Raw genomic sequence first — 18,521 nt, 5'->3', positions numbered from 1 at the left:
GAAATGGCTTAGTGGACAAGACATTTTCTGAAATTTAATTTCGTTACAAATGAAATGAGAATAGATGTTGGAGGGAAAAGCATGACAGCACAATGGGAAAAATTAGAAGGAAACCGCGGTGTCCTAACAATTGAAGTAAGCGCAGAAAAGGTAAACGAAGGTTTAGACGCTGCGTTCAAAAAGGTTGTAAAACAACTTAATGTACCTGGCTTCCGTAAAGGTAAAATGCCTCGTGCTATGTTTGAAAAGCGTTTTGGTGTTGAAGCACTATTCCAAGATGCATTGGATTTTATTTTTCCAGAAGCATACATGAATGCAATCACTGAAACAGGTATTGATCCAATTGCTCAGCCTGAAGATGTTGACTTTGACATTGAACAAATGGGCAAAGATAAGGAATTTACTTTCAAGGCAACAGTACAAGTTAAGCCTGAAGTAAAACTTGGCGAGTACAAAGGTCTTGAAATTGAAGAACTAGATACTGCTGTTACTGAAGAAGATGTTCAGAAAGAATTGGAAACACTTCAAAGCCGTCACGCTGAGCTTGTTGTTAAAGAAGAAAGCCCTGCAGAAAATGGCGACACTGTTGTCCTCGATTTCAAAGGCTTTGTTGATGGCGAAGCATTTGAAGGCGGCGAAGCTGAAAATCACTCACTTGAACTCGGCTCTGGTCAATTCATTCCTGGTTTTGAAGAGCAGTTAGTTGGTGTTAAAGCTGGCGAATCAAAAGATGTTGAAGTGACATTCCCTGAAGAATACCATGCTGCCGAGCTTGCTGGTAAGCCTGCTGTATTCAAAGTTACTGTACATGAAATCAAAGGAAAAGAACTTCCTGAATTAGATGACGAGTTTGCTAAAGATGTCGACGAAGAAGTTGAAACATTGGATGCGTTGAAAGAAAAAATCAAAGCTCGTTTAGAAGACAGCAAAAAGCATGAAGCTGAGCACCACCTTCGTGATACTGTAGTGGAAAAAGCTGCAGAAAATGCCGAAGTGGAAGTTCCAGAAGTATTGGTTGAAACTGAAGTAAACCGCATGCTTCAAGAATTCGAACAGCGTTTGCAAATGCAAGGCATGAACCTTCAGCTTTACTTCCAATTCTCTGGTCAAGATGAAGCTGCACTTCGCGAGCAAATGAAAGAAGATGCCCAGAAGCGCGTAAAAGTTAACTTGACTCTAGAAGCAATTGCCAATGCTGAGAACCTTGAAGTAACTGATGAAGATGTTGATACAGAGCTTGGAAGAATGGCTGAAATGTACAACATGTCAGTAGACAACATCAAAAAAGCTTTAGGTGGAACAGATGGCATTAAGGATGACCTTAAACTTCAAAAAGCAGTAGATTTCCTTATTGCAAACAAAAAATAATTTCTAAATAAGAGCGAGGCACGATTTTGTCGTGCCTCGTTTTAGCTAAATTTTCAATTACATATTATAATAAAGACAGGGTAACCTTTTCTATAACAGGCAGGAGAATATCATTTTAACAGCGAATTTAAAAAGCCAAGGTTGATTTGTTGTGATTTTGGTTATCCTGATTTGAGTACATATGCTTCATTTTATGGCGGTTTCCAACAACCAAAAAACATAATTAGGTAAAGCTTTTTATTTCCAGTCGGCCTGTAAAATGTGTTACAATGCAAAATACATACCATTAAAGAATAGTTTTGAAAACTCGGATTTGTTGGATATTCGCCAGCTTCATAAAGATTTAGATGTTCGAGGGGTGAAAGGGATTGTTTAAATTTAACGATGAAAAAGGACAATTAAAGTGTTCATTCTGTGGAAAAACGCAGGATCAAGTCCGTAAGCTGGTTGCCGGCCCGGGGGTTTATATATGTGATGAGTGTATTGAACTCTGCACAGAAATCGTTGAGGAGGAGCTTGGAACTGAGGAAGAAGTAGAATTTAAAGATGTTCCAAAGCCGCGGGAAATCTGCGAAATCCTCGATGAATATGTCATCGGACAGGACAAAGCGAAAAAGGCATTATCTGTTGCTGTTTATAACCATTACAAACGCATCAACTCCAACAGCAAAATTGATGATGTCGAACTGTCAAAGAGTAATATTTGTATGATTGGACCGACTGGAAGCGGTAAAACGTTATTGGCACAAACATTGGCCCGGATTTTAAATGTGCCGTTCGCTATTGCTGATGCTACCTCCCTAACAGAAGCTGGTTACGTTGGGGAAGATGTCGAGAATATTTTATTAAAATTGATTCAAGCTGCTGATTATGATGTTGAAAAGGCAGAAAAGGGTATCATCTATATCGATGAAATTGATAAAATTGCCCGCAAATCAGAAAATCCTTCCATTACCCGGGATGTTTCCGGTGAAGGTGTGCAGCAGGCATTATTAAAAATCTTGGAAGGTACGGTTGCCAGTGTTCCACCGCAAGGCGGCAGAAAGCATCCTCACCAAGAATTTATCCAAATTGACACCACTAACATTTTGTTTATCTGTGGTGGAGCCTTTGACGGAATTGAACCAATTATCAAACGCCGTCTAGGTCAAAAAGTAATCGGTTTTGGCGCCGATCCAAAACAGCAGGAAATCTCTTCAAAGGAACTCTTGTCAAAAGTGCTTCCAGAAGATCTGTTGCGTTTTGGATTAATCCCAGAATTTATTGGCCGTCTGCCGGTAATCGCCAGTCTTGAACAGCTGGACGAAGGAGCATTAATTGAAATCTTAACGAAGCCGAAAAATGCACTCGTGAAGCAATATCAAAAAATGCTTGAAATTGACGATGTTGAGCTTGAATTTGAAGAAGCCGCGCTGAATGAGATTGCCAAAAAGGCAATTGAGCGTAAAACAGGAGCACGGGGGTTGCGTTCGATTATCGAAGGCATCATGTTGGATGTCATGTTCGATCTTCCATCACGCGATGATATTTCAAAATGTATCATCACCAAGGAAACGGTTGCGAACAATAGTGTTCCAAAGCTGGTACTGGAAGACGGCACCGTCGTAAAAGAAGAAAAATCCGCATAATGTTAAGGAGAGCCTGGCCATTGGTCAGGTTCTTTTATTGTGTTTTTGTGTTTATTCCTCCATGCAGCAGGAAATACTTATTAATATCAATTGAGTAACTTGGTGCAGGAGGAAAAAATTATGAGTTGGACGGGGATTGCTTTATTTATACAACTATTTTTTGGGATCATTATCGGACTTTATTTTTGGAATTTGCTCCGAAATCAGCGAACGCAAAAGGTCTCTATCGATCGTGAATCGCGAAAAGAAATGGAGCAGCTTCGGAAAATGCGGTCCATATCTCTAACAGAACCATTATCCGAAAAGGTGAGACCTAGCAGCTTTCAGGATATTGTCGGACAAGAGGATGGCATCAAATCGTTAAAAGCGGCATTGTGCGGCCCCAATCCGCAGCATGTCATTATTTATGGCCCTCCAGGGGTCGGAAAAACCGCTGCTGCCCGGCTGGTTTTGGAGGAAGCGAAGAAGAATTCGAAATCACCATTTAAACGGGATTCTGTCTTTATTGAATTGGATGCTACAACGGCCCGGTTTGACGAACGCGGAATTGCTGACCCGCTAATCGGCTCGGTTCATGACCCGATTTATCAGGGTGCCGGAGCCATGGGGCAAGCAGGTATTCCCCAGCCAAAACAAGGTGCAGTGACTAATGCTCACGGCGGGGTCCTGTTTATCGATGAAATCGGGGAACTGCATCCGATTCAAATGAACAAACTGCTTAAAGTTTTAGAGGATCGTAAAGTATTTCTTGAAAGTGCCTATTATCATGAGGAAAATCACCAAATTCCAACGCATATCCATGATATTTTTAAAAATGGACTTCCTGCAGACTTTCGGTTAATTGGAGCAACGACTAGAACCCCGAGTGAAATTCCGCCTGCTATTCGTTCGCGTTGTATGGAAGTGTTTTTCCGCGATTTGAATCAGGAAGAAATTGTTACAGTAGCCAAGAAGGCGGCTGCCAAAGTAAACATGCAAATAAATGAAACCGGTGTTCACACTCTGTCTACATATTCCCGAAATGGCCGGGAGACGGTCAATATGATCCAAATTGCAGCAGGGCTGGCGATAACCGAAGATCGTAACTATATTAAAGATGAAGATATTGAATGGGTGATCCATTCCAGTCAAATGACGCCAAGAATGGAACGTATGATCAATGAATCAGCACAGATTGGGCTTGTAAATGGCTTAGCCGTATATGGCCCGAATTCTGGGGCGCTTTTGGAAATTGAAGTAACCGTCATTCCTGCAAAAGAAAAAGGGAGCATCAATATTACGGGGATTGTTGAGGAAGAAAGTATTGGTGGTCAAGGAAAGTCAATTCGCCGAAAAAGTATGGCACGTGGATCGATTGAAAATGTGATTACTGTATTGAGGTCAATGGGTGTACCTGCCAATGATTATGATATACATGTTAATTTTCCTGGCGGTGTTCCGATTGATGGTCCATCAGCGGGAATTGCGATGGCGACTGGAATTTATTCTGCGATATATAAAATTCCAATTGATAACACAGTCGCGATGACTGGGGAAATTAGCATTCATGGAAATGTAAAGCCAATTGGCGGGGTATATCCTAAGGTAAAAGCAGCAAAAAAAGCTGGGGCTAAAACAGTCATTATTCCGGAAGAAAATAACCAAACCATTCTAAATGAAATTGACGGGATACGGATTATTCCAGTTACTCATCTTCATGAAGTGTTTGACATTGCTCTGGTGAATCATCTTCAAAAAAATGCAGCGATTCCAGCCTCTATCGAGCTAACCAAAAAAGAAAGTATTTAAATGAAACCTTGTAACACCAGGGGGACGGTTCTGGTGGCGTCGACGCCACTAGAACCGTCCCCTTGGCATTTAATTTTTGTGTTTGGGGATGATAAAATAGACACCTAAATATAAATAAGATAGAATTTGTACAAAGACTTTATGTTTTTGTAGAAGAATAACTGTTATGCATGTGGAGGTGCAGTGCTTTGGCGAATAAGAACGAATTGCTCGTCCCCCTCCTGCCGCTTCGGGGATTGCTCGTCTATCCGACAATGGTTCTACATTTGGATGTTGGCCGCGAAATGTCGGTACAGGCGCTCGAAAAAGCAATGGTAGATGACCATATCATTTTTTTAACAACTCAAAAGGATGTCTCAATTGATGAGCCTTCCGAGGAGGATTTATACAAATTTGGGACCTTAACAAAGGTCAAACAAATGCTAAAGCTTCCAAATGGAACAATACGCGTGCTGGTCGAAGGATTGTCCAGAGCTGAAATTGTCTCTTTCCATGAGGAAGAAAATTATTATGCAGTCAATGTCATCACCCATGAGGACGAAGATTCGAAAGATGTGGAAGATCAGGCATTAATGAGAACAATGCTGGATTATTTTGAACAATACATAAAATTATCGAAAAAAATCTCCTCGGAAACATTCGCCTCTGTTACGGATATTGAGGAACCTGGCAGAATGGCTGACATTATTTCGTCCCATTTGCCGATTAAATTAAAGGAAAAGCAAGTAATTCTAGAAACGATTGACGTAAAACAAAGAATGAACACCGTCATTAATACAATTTTTAATGAAAAAGAAGTACTGAACCTTGAAAAGAAAATTGGCCAGCGGGTCAAGCGTTCTATGGAACGGACCCAAAAGGAATATTATTTGCGTGAGCAAATGAAGGCAATCCAAAAGGAATTGGGCGATAAGGAAGGGAAAACCGGTGAAATCGCCGATTTGACAAAGAAAATTGAAGATGCAGGAATGCCTGAGCATGTGCATAAGGCCGCGTTGAAGGAATTAGACCGCTATGAAAAGGTCCCAACAAGCTCTGCGGAAAGTGCGGTTATCCGAAACTATATTGAATGGTTGATTTCACTGCCATGGTCGACAAAGACTGAAGATGACATTGATATTCTCCGTGCTGAAAAAATTCTGAATCAGGATCATTACGGTCTTGAAAAAGTAAAGGAACGGGTTCTTGAATATTTGGCGGTACAAAAGCTGACCAATTCATTAAAAGGGCCGATTCTCTGTCTCGCCGGACCTCCGGGTGTTGGTAAAACCAGTCTTGCCCGCTCAATTGCGACTTCGCTAAATCGGAATTTTGTCCGCGTCTCATTAGGAGGTGTGCGTGATGAGTCCGAAATTCGCGGCCATCGCAGAACGTATGTCGGAGCGATGCCGGGCCGTATTATTCAAGGCATGAAAAAAGCAGGAACGATTAACCCCGTATTCTTGCTGGATGAAATCGATAAGATGTCAAGTGATTTCCGCGGGGACCCGTCTGCAGCATTACTGGAGGTTTTGGACCCGGAACAAAATCATAATTTCAGTGATCATTATATAGAAGAAACCTACGACTTATCGAAGGTAATGTTTATTGCCACCGCGAATAATCTAAGCACCATTCCAGGCCCGTTGTTAGACCGGATGGAGATAATCACGATAGCTGGCTATACAGAGCTTGAAAAGGTTCATATTACAAGAGATCATTTGCTTCCAAAGCAAATTAAAGAAAATGGCCTATCAAAAAGCACACTGCAAGTGCGTGACGATGCCATTTTGAAAGTGGTCCGTTATTATACCCGTGAGGCTGGTGTTCGTAGTCTTGAACGCCAAATGGCAACCCTTTGCCGGAAAACAGCAAAGATTATTGTGGCAGGCGAGAAAAAGCGCGTAGTCATAACCGAAAAGAATGTGGAAGAATTTTTAGGAAAACCAAGATTCCGTTATGGGCAGGCCGAAGCGGAGAATCAGGTCGGGGTGGCGACTGGATTAGCCTATACGACAGTTGGCGGCGATACGCTGCAAATTGAGGTTGCACTTGCTCCTGGTAAGGGGCGGCTCGTCTTGACAGGTAAGCTTGGAGATGTAATGAAGGAATCAGCCCAGGCCGCCTTCAGTTACGTTCGCTCTAAAACAAAAGAACTTGGAATTGATGAAGACTTTCATGAAAAGTATGATATTCATATTCACGTACCAGAAGGGGCCGTTCCCAAAGACGGGCCATCCGCTGGAATCACAATTGCCACCGCACTAGTGTCGGCATTAACGGGACGTCCAATCCGCCGTGAAGTCGGGATGACTGGGGAGATTACACTCCGCGGCCGGGTTCTGCCGATTGGCGGGCTAAAGGAGAAAACATTGAGTGCCCACCGTGCCGGATTAACAAAGGTGATTCTGCCGAAGGATAATGAAAAGGATATTGATGATATCCCGGAAAGTGTCCGCAATCAACTGGAATTTGTGCCGGTTACCCATGTGGATGAGGTTCTAAGGCATGCTTTACTTGAAGGCGGAGGGACTATCCAATGAAGGTAATTAGTTCCGAGATTATCATTAGTGCTGTTAAGCCGGAACAGTACCCCGATGTGGATATGCCAGAATTTGCTCTTGCCGGCCGATCAAACGTGGGGAAATCGTCCTTTATCAATAAAATGCTCAATCGTAAGGGCTTGGCGCGAATTTCTTCCAAACCCGGAAAAACACAAACACTCAATTTTTACCTTATTAATGAACTGTTTCATTTTGTTGATGTTCCGGGCTATGGCTATGCCAAGGTTTCCAAAACGGAACGTGCTGCTTGGGGAAGAATGATTGAAACATACTTTACCACTCGCGAACAGTTGCGTGCCTGCATGTTAATTGTTGACCTGCGGCACCCGCCAACAGAAGATGACATCATGATGTATGGCTTCCTGAAGCATTATGGTATTCCTTGTGTCGTGATTGCCACCAAGGCCGATAAAATTCCAAAAGGGAAATGGCAAAAACATTTGAAGGTTACCCGGGAGTCTTTGGAGCTTGATGAAAACGATCATATAGTCGTTTTCTCCTCGGAAACAGGTGAGGGGAAAGATAAGGCGTGGTCGATACTGGAAAGCTATATGTAAACAAAAAATAACCGCCGGCTTCATTGAGCCTAGCGGTTATCCCGCATTAAAGGGCAGTACAGACCCCCGGATTAAGCCTGAGAATTATGCTTAACACGGGGGTCTTACTGCCCCTAAATGCCCGATTGGTTCAACTAACCAACATTGGGAGGAAAAACACCTCCCAATGTTGGAAGTTTCACTTTATCTTTTCTTTTTATAGAGAAAATATATACCAACAACAATTAAAAGAACGGGCCAGAATTTCCAAATAAAGCTCATTCCATTTTGTAATAATCCAAAATAGCCGGTAATTTTATCATAAAATAGCAACAGGACAGCTATGATTAGAAACAAGAAAGCTTGAAATAATCCTGAGTTTGTTTTTTGAAAGCGCAGAAAGCTGCCGATGGATATGATTAAGATCAGCATGCCGATATTGTTGTTCGGCCAAAAGCTGACATCACCAGCCAAATGTAAATGAAGCCCGATTCCGGTCATAATGACGCCCGGCAGGATTGCCTCCGAGTCACCAGCGGAATAACCTTGGCCTAAAAATGCAATGCCAACAATGATTAGCAACGTTGGCCAGGTGAAGAATGCGGGGAATATAGTAATGGCCATTTGCTGTAATAAAAAGTAGGCCCCAAATCCAATCAGAATAATTCCGGGAAAGATTCGTTGATTTTTCATTGCAAACACCACTTCCAGTAAGGTTCACTTGAATCCAATCTGTTTTTTTGATACTGTACATAGGGAAGTATTATTGAAAAAAACTACTTTATTCATTTTTCTATCATAACATATAGTGTCGTTTTATGTTCACATTTTTCGCGATAGGCGCCAATTTGTTCATGATATAATCTATCTAGTTAATACTGTAATCATATTGGGGGTGTCCTTAACAAATGCATATTGTCGTGGTCGGTCTAAATTATAAAACTGCCCCTGTTGAAATCAGAGAGCGGCTGACTTTTAATGAAACCGATGTTGTGGATGCCATGAAAAAGCTGAGCAGCAAGAAAAGCATCCTGGAAAATATTATTTTATCAACATGTAATCGTACGGAAATTTACGCAGTAGTCGATCAATTGCATACTGGCCGTTATTATATTAAAGAGTTTCTATCAGAATGGTTCGGTATGGAACAGGCCGAATTTTCAGCATTTCTCTCCATTTTTGAAGATGACGGTGCAGTCGATCATTTATTTAATGTGGCGTGCGGATTGAATTCGATGGTACTCGGGGAAACACAAATTTTGGGACAGGTCCGAACAAGCTTTATGCTTGCCCAAGAGCAAGGGACCACAGGAACGGTGTTTAATCACTTATTTAAACAAGCAATTACCGTAGCAAAACGTGGTCATTCGGAAACTGAAATTGGCGCTAACGCCGTGTCAGTCTCCTACGCCGCTGTCGAACTGGCTAAGAAAATCTTTGGCTCACTCGCCAATAAGCATGTATTAATTTTTGGTGCCGGAAAAATGGGCGAATTAGCAGTTCAGAATTTGCACGGTAATGGTGTAAAACAAGTCACGGTTATTAACCGGACCTATGATAAGGCAAAAGTTCTTGCGGGCCGGTTTAACGGCGAGGCTAGAACACTTGAAGAATTACAGCTAGCTTTGATAGATGCCGATATCCTAATAAGTTCCACCGGAGCGAAAGACTTTGTCATTACGAAAGAAATGATCGCGAAAGTGGAAAAAAAGCGGAAAGGCAAGCCTTTATTTATGGTGGATATCGCTGTACCACGTGATCTCGATCCAAGAATTGCTGAACTGGAAAATGTCTTCTTATATGATATAGATGATTTGGAAGGCATTGTGGAGGCAAACCTGCAGGAACGCAAAAAAGCTGCTGAAAAAATCATGCTTATGATCGAAAAAGAGATCGTTGACTTCAAACAATGGCTTGGTATGCTTGGCGTTATTCCGGTTATTTCTGCTTTAAGAGAAAAGGCTCTGGCGATTCAGGCTGAAACGATGGAGAGTTTGGAACGCAAGCTGCCGGATTTAACCGATCGTGATAAGAAAGTATTGAATAAACATACAAAGAGCATTATTAACCAGTTATTAAAGGATCCAATTCTACAAGCAAAGGAAATTGCTGCAAGACCTGATGCCGAACAGGCCATGGATTTATTTAAGAAAATATTTAATATTGAAGAGCTTGTGCAAGAACATCATACAAAAGCAGCTGAAACCACTAATAAAATACCGGTTCGTGAACCGCAGGCTTCCTTTTAGATACAAGGGGGCCCCCTGTTATGTTAAATGATTTGATGACAAGGATTCATGAATTTACGGTTGTTGTTTACGCCTTCAGTGTGTTGTTATATTTCTTTGACTTCATTCACCATAACCGGAAGGCAAACCGAGTTGCCTTCTGGTTACTTGCATTTGTATGGATATTGCAAACCATTTTTCTCATTTCCTATATGTTTAAAACAGGCAGGTTCCCTGTACTAACCATCTTTGAGGGACTCTATTTTTATGCCTGGGTGTTAGTAACATTGTCAATAGGAATAAATCATTTACTACGAGTCGACTTTATCGTCTTTTTTACTAATATTCTTGGCTTTACCGTCATGGCGATTCATACATTCGCACCGATGGAATACCATTCACACGTAATGGCCAAACAGTTAATATCAGAGCTGCTATTAATCCATATTACGATGGCGATTCTATCTTACGGGGCGTTTTCCCTTTCGTTTATGTTTTCTATTCTCTACCTCCTTCAATACGATTTATTGAAGAGGAAGAAATGGGGGACGAGACTGATACGGATTGCCGATTTGGAGAAACTTGAGCGGCTGTCTTACATATTGGCGATTGTCGGTGTTCCGATGCTGTTACTCAGCCTGATCCTTGGCCTGCAATGGGCGTTCCTCAAACTCCCAGGCATGCCTTGGTATGATATCAAAATCGTTGGCTCGTTTCTCTTATTGACAGCCTACAGTATCTATCTATATTTACGAACTGTAAAAAACTTTTCAGGGAAGAAACTGGCGATTTGGAACGCCGCCTCTTTTCTGATTGTATTAATAAATTTTTTCTTATTCGGTCAATTATCATCATTTCATTTATGGTATTCCTAGGAGGCAGCTATGCGAAAAATTATCGTAGGTTCCAGACGCAGTAAATTAGCACTAACACAAACAAACTGGGTGATTGAACAGCTGAAAAAGCTTGATCCTTCATTTGAATTTGAAGTAAAAGAAATCGTCACCAAGGGCGATAAAATTTTAGATGTGACCCTTTCTAAAGTTGGCGGTAAAGGCCTATTCGTTAAAGAAATCGAGCAAGCCATGCTTGATAAAGAAATTGATATGGCCGTCCATAGCATGAAGGATATGCCTGCTGTATTACCAGAAGGCCTTACGATCGGCTGTGTGCCATTCCGAGAAGACCACCGCGATGCGTTAATTTCCAAAGGGCACGTTAAATTGGCTGATTTAAAGCCAGGTGCGATTATCGGCACTAGCTCACTCCGCCGGAGCGCCCAGCTATTGGCACAGCGCCCTGATTTGGAAATTAAATGGATCCGCGGCAATGTGGATACAAGATTGGCTAAATTGGAAGGCGACGAATATGATGCCATCATTTTGGCAGCGGCAGGACTATCCCGTCTTGGCTGGGCCAGTGATGTAGTGACAGAATTTTTGGATGCTGATGTGTGCATTCCAGCGGTCGGTCAAGGTGCATTGTCTATCGAATGCCGTGAAGATGATAATGAACTGCTTGAGCTTTTTGAAAAATTCACCTGCAAGAAAACAGAGCGTGCTGTACGAGCAGAGCGTGCCTTCTTGCAAAAAATGGAGGGTGGCTGCCAGGTACCGATTGCTGGCTTTGCCTATGTTGACGATCATGATGAGATTGTCCTGAGTGTATTAGTCGCAAGACCTGAGGGACAGGAAGTTTATCGTGAAGAGGTTCGCGGCCACAATCCAGAAGAACTCGGAATGAAAGCTGCTGATATTTTGATTAAAAAAGGAGCGAAGGATTTGATTGACCGTGTCAAGCTGGAGCTTGAGGGTCATGCTTAAATCGCCTCCTTTGCTTGATAAAAAAGTACTTGTTCCAAGAGGAAGAGGTCAAGCTGCCTCTTTCTCCCGGCTTGTTGAAAAGTACGGAGGGATTCCCGTTGAAATCCCTTTGATTGCTTTCCGGCCAATCGAAAAAACTCAGCTCCTTTCAGAGTGTTTGAAGAAGCTTGATACATTTGACTGGATTATTTTCACGAGCAACGTCACGGTTGAAACGTTTTTTTCTTTTATAGGGGCGGGAATAACGTTACCCAAAATCGCCGTGATAGGAAAAAAGACGGCTAAGGTTTTGAACGAGCGCGGTTTGCCAGTTGACTTTGTTCCTTCTGCTTATGTGGCGGAAGTGTTCGTAGACGAATTCCTGCCATATGTTGGCCGTGGTTCGCGAGTGTTAATCCCAAAAGGAAATCTGGCCCGTGAATATATCGCTGATTCTTTGAGTGAGGCTGGGGCAACTGTTGATGAAATTGTTATTTACGAAAACTACTTACCAGAGGATAGTCGGGCTAAAGTCGTGAGCATGCTCCAAGCCGGGGAACTGGATATCTTAATGTTCACCAGCCCGTCAACCGTTGATCACTTGATGGAAGTGGTCTCCTCTAACGGGTTAGAGTCCCGCTTGGAAAAATGCATCATTGGCTGCATCGGGCCAATTACTGAAAAGAGACTGCGAGAATACGGATTGCCGGTTCACGCCGCTCCTGAGGAGTATACGGTTGAGGAAATGATTAAGAGCACGATTGCTTATTTGGAGAAAAGTTAATTTTTGGAGGTATTTACATATGGATTTGCAATTTTCACGTCACCGCCGCTTACGGTCAAGTGCCAGTATGCGCGCATTAGTTAGAGAAAACCACCTCAAAGCTGAAGATTTCATTTACCCATTATTTATTTACGAAGGCAATGACATCCGCAGAGAGGTATCATCGATGCCAGGTGTTTACCAGGTTTCACTGGATCACCTTCATGCGGAAATGGAAGATATCGCGGCTCATGGCATTAAAGCGGTCTTATTGTTCGGCATTCCGGAAACGAAGGACGAATGCGGCGGGCAGGCGTACCATGACCATGGTATTGTCCAAGAGGCCACACGTTATATTAAACAACACTTCCCTGACATCCTTGTCGTAGCCGATACTTGCTTGTGTGAATTTACAAGCCACGGCCATTGCGGTGTTGTCGAAGGGGAGAAGATCCTCAACGATCAGTCACTTGATTTGCTCGTTAGAACTGCCATCAGCCAAGCAAAAGCAGGTGCTGACATTATCGCCCCATCCAACATGATGGACGGCTTTGTTGCGGCAATCCGCGCTGGGCTTGATGAAGCCGGATTTACCGAAATCCCGGTCATGTCCTATGCGGTTAAATATGCTTCAGCCTTTTACGGTCCATTCCGCGAAGCAGCTGAGGGAGCACCACAATTTGGCGACCGCAAAACCTATCAAATGGATCCTGCTAACCGCATGGAAGCGTTCCGTGAAGCAGAGTCTGATGTGGCCGAAGGAGCCGATTTCTTAATCGTGAAACCGGGTCTGCCATACCTTGATATTGTTCGTGATATTAAAAATAACTTCAATTTGCCGGTTGTTGTATACAACGTAAGTGGTGAATATGCGATGATTAAAGCAGCAGCTCAAAACGGCTGGTTGGACGAGAGAGCTACTGTTCTTGAACTGTTACTTGGCATGAAACGCGCCGGTGCTGACTTAATCATTACGTATCATGCAAAAGATGCGATTCGCTGGTTGAAGGAACAGCAATAATATTTTTCGAAATGAGGGAAAAGGATGCGTTCATATACAAAATCGATTGAAGCATTTAAAGAAGCCCAAACGTTAATGCCAGGCGGTGTCAACAGCCCGGTACGTGCCTTTAAATCTGTCAACATGGATCCAATCTTCATGGAGCGGGGCAAAGGCTCGAAAATTTACGATATTGACGGCAACGAATATATTGACTACGTTCTTTCGTGGGGTCCGCTAATTCTCGGCCACTCCAACGATCAAGTAGTAGAAGCGTTGAAAAAAACAGCCGAGTCAGGGACAAGTTTCGGGGCACCAACATTGCTCGAAAACAAACTGGCCAAGCTGGTTCAAGAGCGGGTACCTTCGATTGAGATTATCAGAATGGTTAACTCAGGAACGGAAGCAACGATGAGTGCCTTAAGGCTCGCTCGCGGTTATACCGGCCGGAACAAGATTTTAAAATTCGAGGGCTGCTACCATGGACATGGTGATTCATTATTGATCAAAGCCGGGTCTGGCGTTGCGACACTTGGCCTACCTGACAGCCCAGGTGTGCCTGAAGGGGTTGCCTCCAATACCATCACCGTTCAATACAATGACCTCGAAGGCGTAAAATATGCGTTTGAACAATTTGGCGATGATATTGCTTGTATTATTGTGGAGCCAGTTGCAGGCAACATGGGACTTGTCCCGCCGCTGCCAGGGTTCCTGCAAGGACTTCGTGATATTACTACCCAATACGGGGCATTACTGATTTTTGATGAAGTCATGACTGGCTTCCGTGTCGGCTATAATTGTGCCCAGGGGCATTTTGGCATCACGCCTGACTTGACCTGCTTAGGAAAAGTCATCGGCGGCGGTCTGCCAGTTGGAGCTTACGGCGGCCGTGCCGAAATCATGGAGCGGATCGCACCAAGCGGCCCGATTTATCAGGCAGGTACTTTATCCGGTAACCCACTGGCCATGACTGCAGGCTATGAAACACTAAGCCAGTTAACACCTGAGCATTACCAAGAGTTTATCCGTAAAGGTGATATCCTTGAAAAAGGCATCAAGGCTGCTGCCGAGAAATATGAAATTCCGGTTACCTTCAACCGTGCCGGTTCTATGATTGGCTTCTTCTTTACCAATGTAAATGTCATTAATTATGAAACAGCAAAGACATCTAACCTAGAATATTTTGCCGAGTACTATCGTCAAATGGCAGACCAAGGCGTATTCCTGCCACCGTCCCAATTTGAGGGATTGTTCTTGTCAACACAGCACTCTGATGAAGATATTGAAAAAACCGTAGCAGCAGTCGAGGTTGCTTTTTCAAAACTTAAATAAAAGTCATTTTTAATGGGGACATAACTGGTTTTATTTTGACCGGAAATGTTCCCATATTTGTTTATGAGGACAAGAACACTATAAGAACAGAGGAAAACCATCCACAGGACAAAATAGATGAAAAAACAACTGGAGCTTTCTTCAAGCACCCAAGCTGAAAAATAGACGGATGATTTCCGCTTAACTAGTAATTATTAATAAAAAAGGCTTAAATAAACGGAGAGATTCCGCCTATTGACTTGAAAAACCTGAAAATAAGGGATTTTTCTTTGCATAAGCGGAAAACCTACCCTTATTTCCCCCGAAACGAGCACCATTCTGCATTTAACCGAAAAATTTCCGCTTATTTGCTGATAAGAAAGGTACCTGAAAAATGGAAGCCTTATCCCAAGCATAAAAAATGTTTATTATAAGCTACTCCTCAATCTCGAGGAGTTTTTTCTTTTTGCCTAATCATCCTTTTTTATCATAAATAAAAAAACTGGCTCATAAAGTGTAAGTGACATAGTGATTTTGCGTAAAGGAAACGAAAGGAGGAGTCGCTTTGTCCCAGGAGAATCAATCGTACCTTAGATTTTCCGTGGAGGAGTCGTTGTGGTTTAGAAAAGGACAGGAAGTCGAGGAGCTTATTTCCATTTCTTTAGACCCCGATATCACCATCCAGGAAAACGATCAGTACGTCACTATACGCGGTTCGCTGGATCTTTCAGGCGAATACAAATGCTATCAGGAGCAAGATGATCATCAGGATGAAGGCTTGGCATCGCAAAAGTTTGTGGAGAGAGTTGACGAACGTGAGGAAGGGACATGTGAATTTTCGCATCGGTTCCCGGTTGATATCACCATTCCGAACAATCGGATACAAAGTGTCTATGATATTGATGTTCTCGTGGATTCGTTTGATTATTCCCTGCCTGAACGCAGCTGCTTAAAGCTCTCCGCTGAACTTACGATTAGTGGATTATACGGACCTGAGAAGCAGCAGGAACAGGAGCCTGAACTTGAGTTGCTTAACCGCGCAAATGAGGAAGAGGAAGCTGAAGAAATTGAAGTGAATCCAGTGGCGTTCCAAAATAATCACCAGCCTAACTTCTTATTTGAAACCGAGGCACGTAAACCACAGGAAGAGTCACAAAATGCAGAAGCGTTTCCAAAGTTCCCAACGTTCGACTATCAACCAACACAAGAAGAGGAAGATTCCTATCAGACTCCGTCCTGGCAGTTCCAAGAAAACGACCAGTCTGACAATCAGCAGCCATGGGAGTTCAAGGAAAGTGAACAGCCTGCCAATCCACAGCCATGGGAGTTCCAGGAAAGTGAACAGCCTGCCGATCCACAGCCTTGGCAGTTCCAAGAGTATAATGCTGAAGAAAATGAGCCCGTCTGGCGCTACCAAGAAAGAAACGAAGGGCATAAGCAGGTTGAAGTTGAGGTAGTAGAGGAAATACAGGTTAAACATGAAACAGTAGAGGTTGAGGCTGAGGAAAGCTCGTCATCGTCTTCCTCTTCATCTGAAGCGGAACCAAAGCAAAAGAAGAAACTGTTTGCTGGCAAAAAGAAAAGCATGACACTGACAGAGTTTTTTGCCCGTAAGGACGAGGGCTCATCCCAAACCGTTTTAAAGGTATGTATCGTGCAAAAGGGCGATACCGTTGAAAGCCTTGCTGACCGCTATGATGTGTCCGTTCAAAACCTGCTCCGTGTAAACAATCTTGATCTGAATCAGGATGTATATGAAGGTCAAGTCCTATACGTACCGGCAGCCCTTGCCAAAAAATAATGTTTTTCAAGAGGATGAGCGGGTTTACTAGTAGACCTGCTCAACTTCTTTTTCCTGAAAGGATTGAGTTGTATGCGTGACTCCAATCGCCTTGATGCCCTATCTCCCATCCTGCAGCACTATCAGGTTGAGCCAAATTTTGTGGAGGATTATGGCAGTATTCAAAAAATATATTCGAACAAAGGCACTTTTGCTTTAAAAAAGATTCCTCCGACCATGGGGACTGATTTTATCCGTCATGTTCATTTTCTTTATCAAAAAGGCTTCAACCGCATTGTGCCGATATATCCCACAATGGACGGCAGGTACGCGGTGCTGCATGATAACTTCCTGTATTACCTGATGCCATGGTTATCCAACGACAGCGGGGGAAATCGGCAAGCCAGCCATCAATTGTTTCGTGAGCTTGCCAGGCTGCACACCCTATCAGCAAAAGAAATTACGATTAATAAAGAGGAGCGGGTCGAGCATTATGAAAAAACGATCCAGCAGCTTGAAAAGCATCAAGAATTCCTCGATGGGTTCATCGATGTTTGTGAAAAAAAGGCCTACATGTCACCATTCGAGTTGCTGTATTGCCTTTACTACAATGATATAAGTATGGCATTGCGATTTTCAAAGACTAAATTTGAAGAATGGTATGAAAATACGAAGGAAAATGAGAAAGCCCGGATGGTCGTGGTACACGGTAAGCTGTCCTCCGACCATTTTCTTTATGATGAAAGAGGGTACGGCTATTTTATTAATTTTGAAAATGCAAGTTACGGTTCCCCGATACACGATTTGCTGCCCTATGTATCTCGAGCATTAAATACCGGCCCGAAACGCAATGATGATGTGATTGATTGGGTATATCATTACTACAAATATTTTCCCTTTAAAGACGATGAAAAACTGCTATTCTACAGTTACTTGGCGCAACCGACCCAAATGATTCAAATAGTAGAAAAGTACTATCGGAAAAAACGGCCCAAGAATGAGTTGAAATTTGTCCGTCAGCTGCAGCACCGCTACTTTCATTTGAAAAATATCGAGTACGTCGTTTCAAAGATGAACGAGATTGAAAACCAGCGGAAGGCCGCTGAAGCACAAGCAAAAGAAGGAGCCCAGTAGCAGATGGATTTTTCCTGCGTAATGGGCTCCTTTAAATTATTTCAAAATAAATCGAAACAGCGATTAAGATGAAGAATGATAACAGTAACACATCAAACACAGTCGGTAAAAAAATCGTCCGTAGGAATTGAAAAATAATAAATGGGACAATCAATTGGCCGCTTATTTTCCGAAACGTTTTAAACCAGGGACGGTATTTATACTTGTGGAAATTCTTCACTGGACAACCTCCCCTTTTATCAGCTATTACCCATATTTTATGTATATTCGGGAATTGTGTGAATTCTCCCAAAATCGTGCATAGTATAAAAATAAATAAATTTGGTTATCATGTTGACGTCAAGCCCCTATTTTGGGTAGTATAACTATATAATTTAAAAACAAAGCATTGACAGGGAAGAGTACGGTGTCAGCCGGCTTAAAGAGAGGGAAATCATCAGCTGGAAGATTTCCTAAGCGGACTATCGGAATGTCACCCAAGAGCTTCTTCTGCGAACGGATAATTGATCCTGGTAGTGGAAGACGGACCGAATCCGTTATCGATTTAAGTGCCAATCCTATTTTTGGATTGGAAAAAAGGTGGTACCGCGAAGCAAACTCCATTCGTCCTTTTATGACGAATGGGGTTTTTTGTTTTTCC

Annotated in this window: 15 protein-coding genes and 1 other annotated feature; of the genes, 13 read left to right on the top strand and 2 right to left on the bottom strand. The window is 42.7% G+C overall.

Features of this window, described 5'->3' with window-relative positions:
- The first annotated feature begins 81 nt into the window (after window positions 1-81).
- The 5 genes from tig to yihA all read left to right on the top strand — a co-directional run bounded on the left by tig (window position 82) and on the right by yihA (window position 7,884).
- Window positions 82-1,368 (top strand): trigger factor, encoded by a 1,287-nt coding sequence (gene tig / locus ACZ43M_RS21070; protein WP_464504469.1) that lies wholly within the window; start codon window positions 82-84, stop codon window positions 1,366-1,368.
- A 368-nt stretch (window positions 1,369-1,736) separates the two neighbouring features.
- Window positions 1,737-2,996 (top strand): ATP-dependent protease ATP-binding subunit ClpX, encoded by a 1,260-nt coding sequence (gene clpX, locus ACZ43M_RS21065; RefSeq protein ID WP_464504468.1) that lies wholly within the window; start codon window positions 1,737-1,739, stop codon window positions 2,994-2,996.
- Window positions 2,997-3,116: 120 nt separating this feature from the next.
- Entirely contained in the window at window positions 3,117-4,784 is a 1,668-nt protein-coding gene (gene lonB, locus ACZ43M_RS21060; protein WP_464504467.1) for an ATP-dependent protease LonB, read from the top strand.
- 188 nt (window positions 4,785-4,972) lie between these two features.
- Complete coding sequence (gene lon, locus ACZ43M_RS21055; RefSeq protein ID WP_464504466.1) at window positions 4,973-7,306, top strand: endopeptidase La; 2,334 nt, start codon at window positions 4,973-4,975, stop codon at window positions 7,304-7,306.
- Window positions 7,303-7,884, top strand: coding sequence for a ribosome biogenesis GTP-binding protein YihA/YsxC (yihA, locus tag ACZ43M_RS21050; RefSeq protein WP_464504465.1), 582 nt, complete (start codon window positions 7,303-7,305; stop codon window positions 7,882-7,884). The genes lon and yihA overlap by 4 nt, the downstream gene beginning before the upstream one ends.
- A 183-nt stretch (window positions 7,885-8,067) precedes the next feature.
- On the opposite strand, the gene ACZ43M_RS21045 is transcribed toward yihA, so the two are convergent.
- The gene (locus ACZ43M_RS21045) at window positions 8,068-8,556 is read right to left on the bottom strand and encodes a LiaI-LiaF-like domain-containing protein (protein ID WP_464504464.1); all 489 of its coding nucleotides are present in this window, start codon (window positions 8,554-8,556) and stop codon (window positions 8,068-8,070) included.
- Window positions 8,557-8,771: 215 nt separating this feature from the next.
- Here ACZ43M_RS21045 and hemA point away from each other — a divergent pair, with 215 nt between their 5' ends.
- The 8 genes from hemA to ysxE all read left to right on the top strand — a co-directional run bounded on the left by hemA (window position 8,772) and on the right by ysxE (window position 17,881).
- Window positions 8,772-10,112 carry a glutamyl-tRNA reductase gene (hemA, locus tag ACZ43M_RS21040; protein ID WP_464504463.1) on the top strand — a complete coding sequence of 447 codons (1,341 nt, stop codon included), beginning with the start codon at window positions 8,772-8,774 and terminating at the stop codon, window positions 10,110-10,112.
- 20 nt (window positions 10,113-10,132) lie between these two features.
- Window positions 10,133-10,966 carry a cytochrome C assembly family protein gene (locus ACZ43M_RS21035; RefSeq protein ID WP_464504462.1) on the top strand — a complete coding sequence of 278 codons (834 nt, stop codon included), beginning with the start codon at window positions 10,133-10,135 and terminating at the stop codon, window positions 10,964-10,966.
- A gap of 9 nt (window positions 10,967-10,975) precedes the next feature.
- The gene (gene hemC / locus ACZ43M_RS21030; RefSeq protein WP_464504461.1) at window positions 10,976-11,914 is read left to right on the top strand and encodes a hydroxymethylbilane synthase; all 939 of its coding nucleotides are present in this window, start codon (window positions 10,976-10,978) and stop codon (window positions 11,912-11,914) included.
- Window positions 11,907-12,677, top strand: coding sequence for a uroporphyrinogen-III synthase (locus tag ACZ43M_RS21025; RefSeq protein ID WP_464504460.1), 771 nt, complete (start codon window positions 11,907-11,909; stop codon window positions 12,675-12,677). The genes hemC and ACZ43M_RS21025 overlap by 8 nt, the downstream gene beginning before the upstream one ends.
- Window positions 12,678-12,696: 19 nt before the next feature.
- Entirely contained in the window at window positions 12,697-13,677 is a 981-nt protein-coding gene (hemB, locus tag ACZ43M_RS21020; RefSeq protein ID WP_464504459.1) for a porphobilinogen synthase, read from the top strand.
- A gap of 24 nt (window positions 13,678-13,701) precedes the next feature.
- The gene (gene hemL, locus ACZ43M_RS21015; protein WP_464504458.1) at window positions 13,702-14,988 is read left to right on the top strand and encodes a glutamate-1-semialdehyde 2,1-aminomutase; all 1,287 of its coding nucleotides are present in this window, start codon (window positions 13,702-13,704) and stop codon (window positions 14,986-14,988) included.
- 580 nt (window positions 14,989-15,568) lie between these two features.
- Window positions 15,569-16,768, top strand: a complete 1,200-nt coding sequence (gene spoVID / locus ACZ43M_RS21010) for a stage VI sporulation protein D (protein ID WP_464508082.1) — start codon at window positions 15,569-15,571, stop codon at window positions 16,766-16,768.
- A 72-nt stretch (window positions 16,769-16,840) separates the two neighbouring features.
- Window positions 16,841-17,881, top strand: a complete 1,041-nt coding sequence (gene ysxE / locus ACZ43M_RS21005) for a spore coat protein YsxE (RefSeq protein ID WP_464504457.1) — start codon at window positions 16,841-16,843, stop codon at window positions 17,879-17,881.
- 31 nt (window positions 17,882-17,912) lie between these two features.
- Here the strand turns inward: ysxE and ACZ43M_RS21000 are convergent, their stop codons facing one another.
- Entirely contained in the window at window positions 17,913-18,101 is a 189-nt protein-coding gene (locus ACZ43M_RS21000; RefSeq protein ID WP_464504456.1) for a hypothetical protein, read from the bottom strand.
- 159 nt (window positions 18,102-18,260) lie between these two features.
- Window positions 18,261-18,495: a binding site (T-box leader), on the top strand.
- Window positions 18,496-18,521 lie beyond the last annotated feature (26 nt).

Source organism: Neobacillus sp. B24, assembly GCF_055381825.1.
The sequence above is the reverse complement of the archived record's forward strand: the minus strand, read 5'-3'. Positions and strand labels throughout refer to the sequence as shown.

Excerpts from the sequence above, each read along its gene's own strand:
- lonB (WP_464504467.1), top strand. The coding sequence starts at position 3,117 with ATGAGTTGGACGGGGATTGCTTTATTTATACAACTATTTTTTGGGATC.
- hemA (WP_464504463.1), top strand. The coding sequence starts at position 8,772 with ATGCATATTGTCGTGGTCGGTCTAAATTATAAAACTGCCCCTGTTGAA.
- hemB (WP_464504459.1), top strand. The coding sequence starts at position 12,697 with ATGGATTTGCAATTTTCACGTCACCGCCGCTTACGGTCAAGTGCCAGT.
- ysxE (WP_464504457.1), top strand. The coding sequence starts at position 16,841 with ATGCGTGACTCCAATCGCCTTGATGCCCTATCTCCCATCCTGCAGCAC.
- yihA (WP_464504465.1), top strand. The coding sequence starts at position 7,303 with ATGAAGGTAATTAGTTCCGAGATTATCATTAGTGCTGTTAAGCCGGAA.
- hemL (WP_464504458.1), top strand. The coding sequence starts at position 13,702 with ATGCGTTCATATACAAAATCGATTGAAGCATTTAAAGAAGCCCAAACG.
- hemC (WP_464504461.1), top strand. The coding sequence starts at position 10,976 with ATGCGAAAAATTATCGTAGGTTCCAGACGCAGTAAATTAGCACTAACA.
- ACZ43M_RS21045 (WP_464504464.1), bottom strand. The coding sequence starts at position 8,556 with ATGAAAAATCAACGAATCTTTCCCGGAATTATTCTGATTGGATTTGGG.
- tig (WP_464504469.1), top strand. The coding sequence starts at position 82 with ATGACAGCACAATGGGAAAAATTAGAAGGAAACCGCGGTGTCCTAACA.
- ACZ43M_RS21035 (WP_464504462.1), top strand. The coding sequence starts at position 10,133 with ATGTTAAATGATTTGATGACAAGGATTCATGAATTTACGGTTGTTGTT.
- ACZ43M_RS21025 (WP_464504460.1), top strand. The coding sequence starts at position 11,907 with ATGCTTAAATCGCCTCCTTTGCTTGATAAAAAAGTACTTGTTCCAAGA.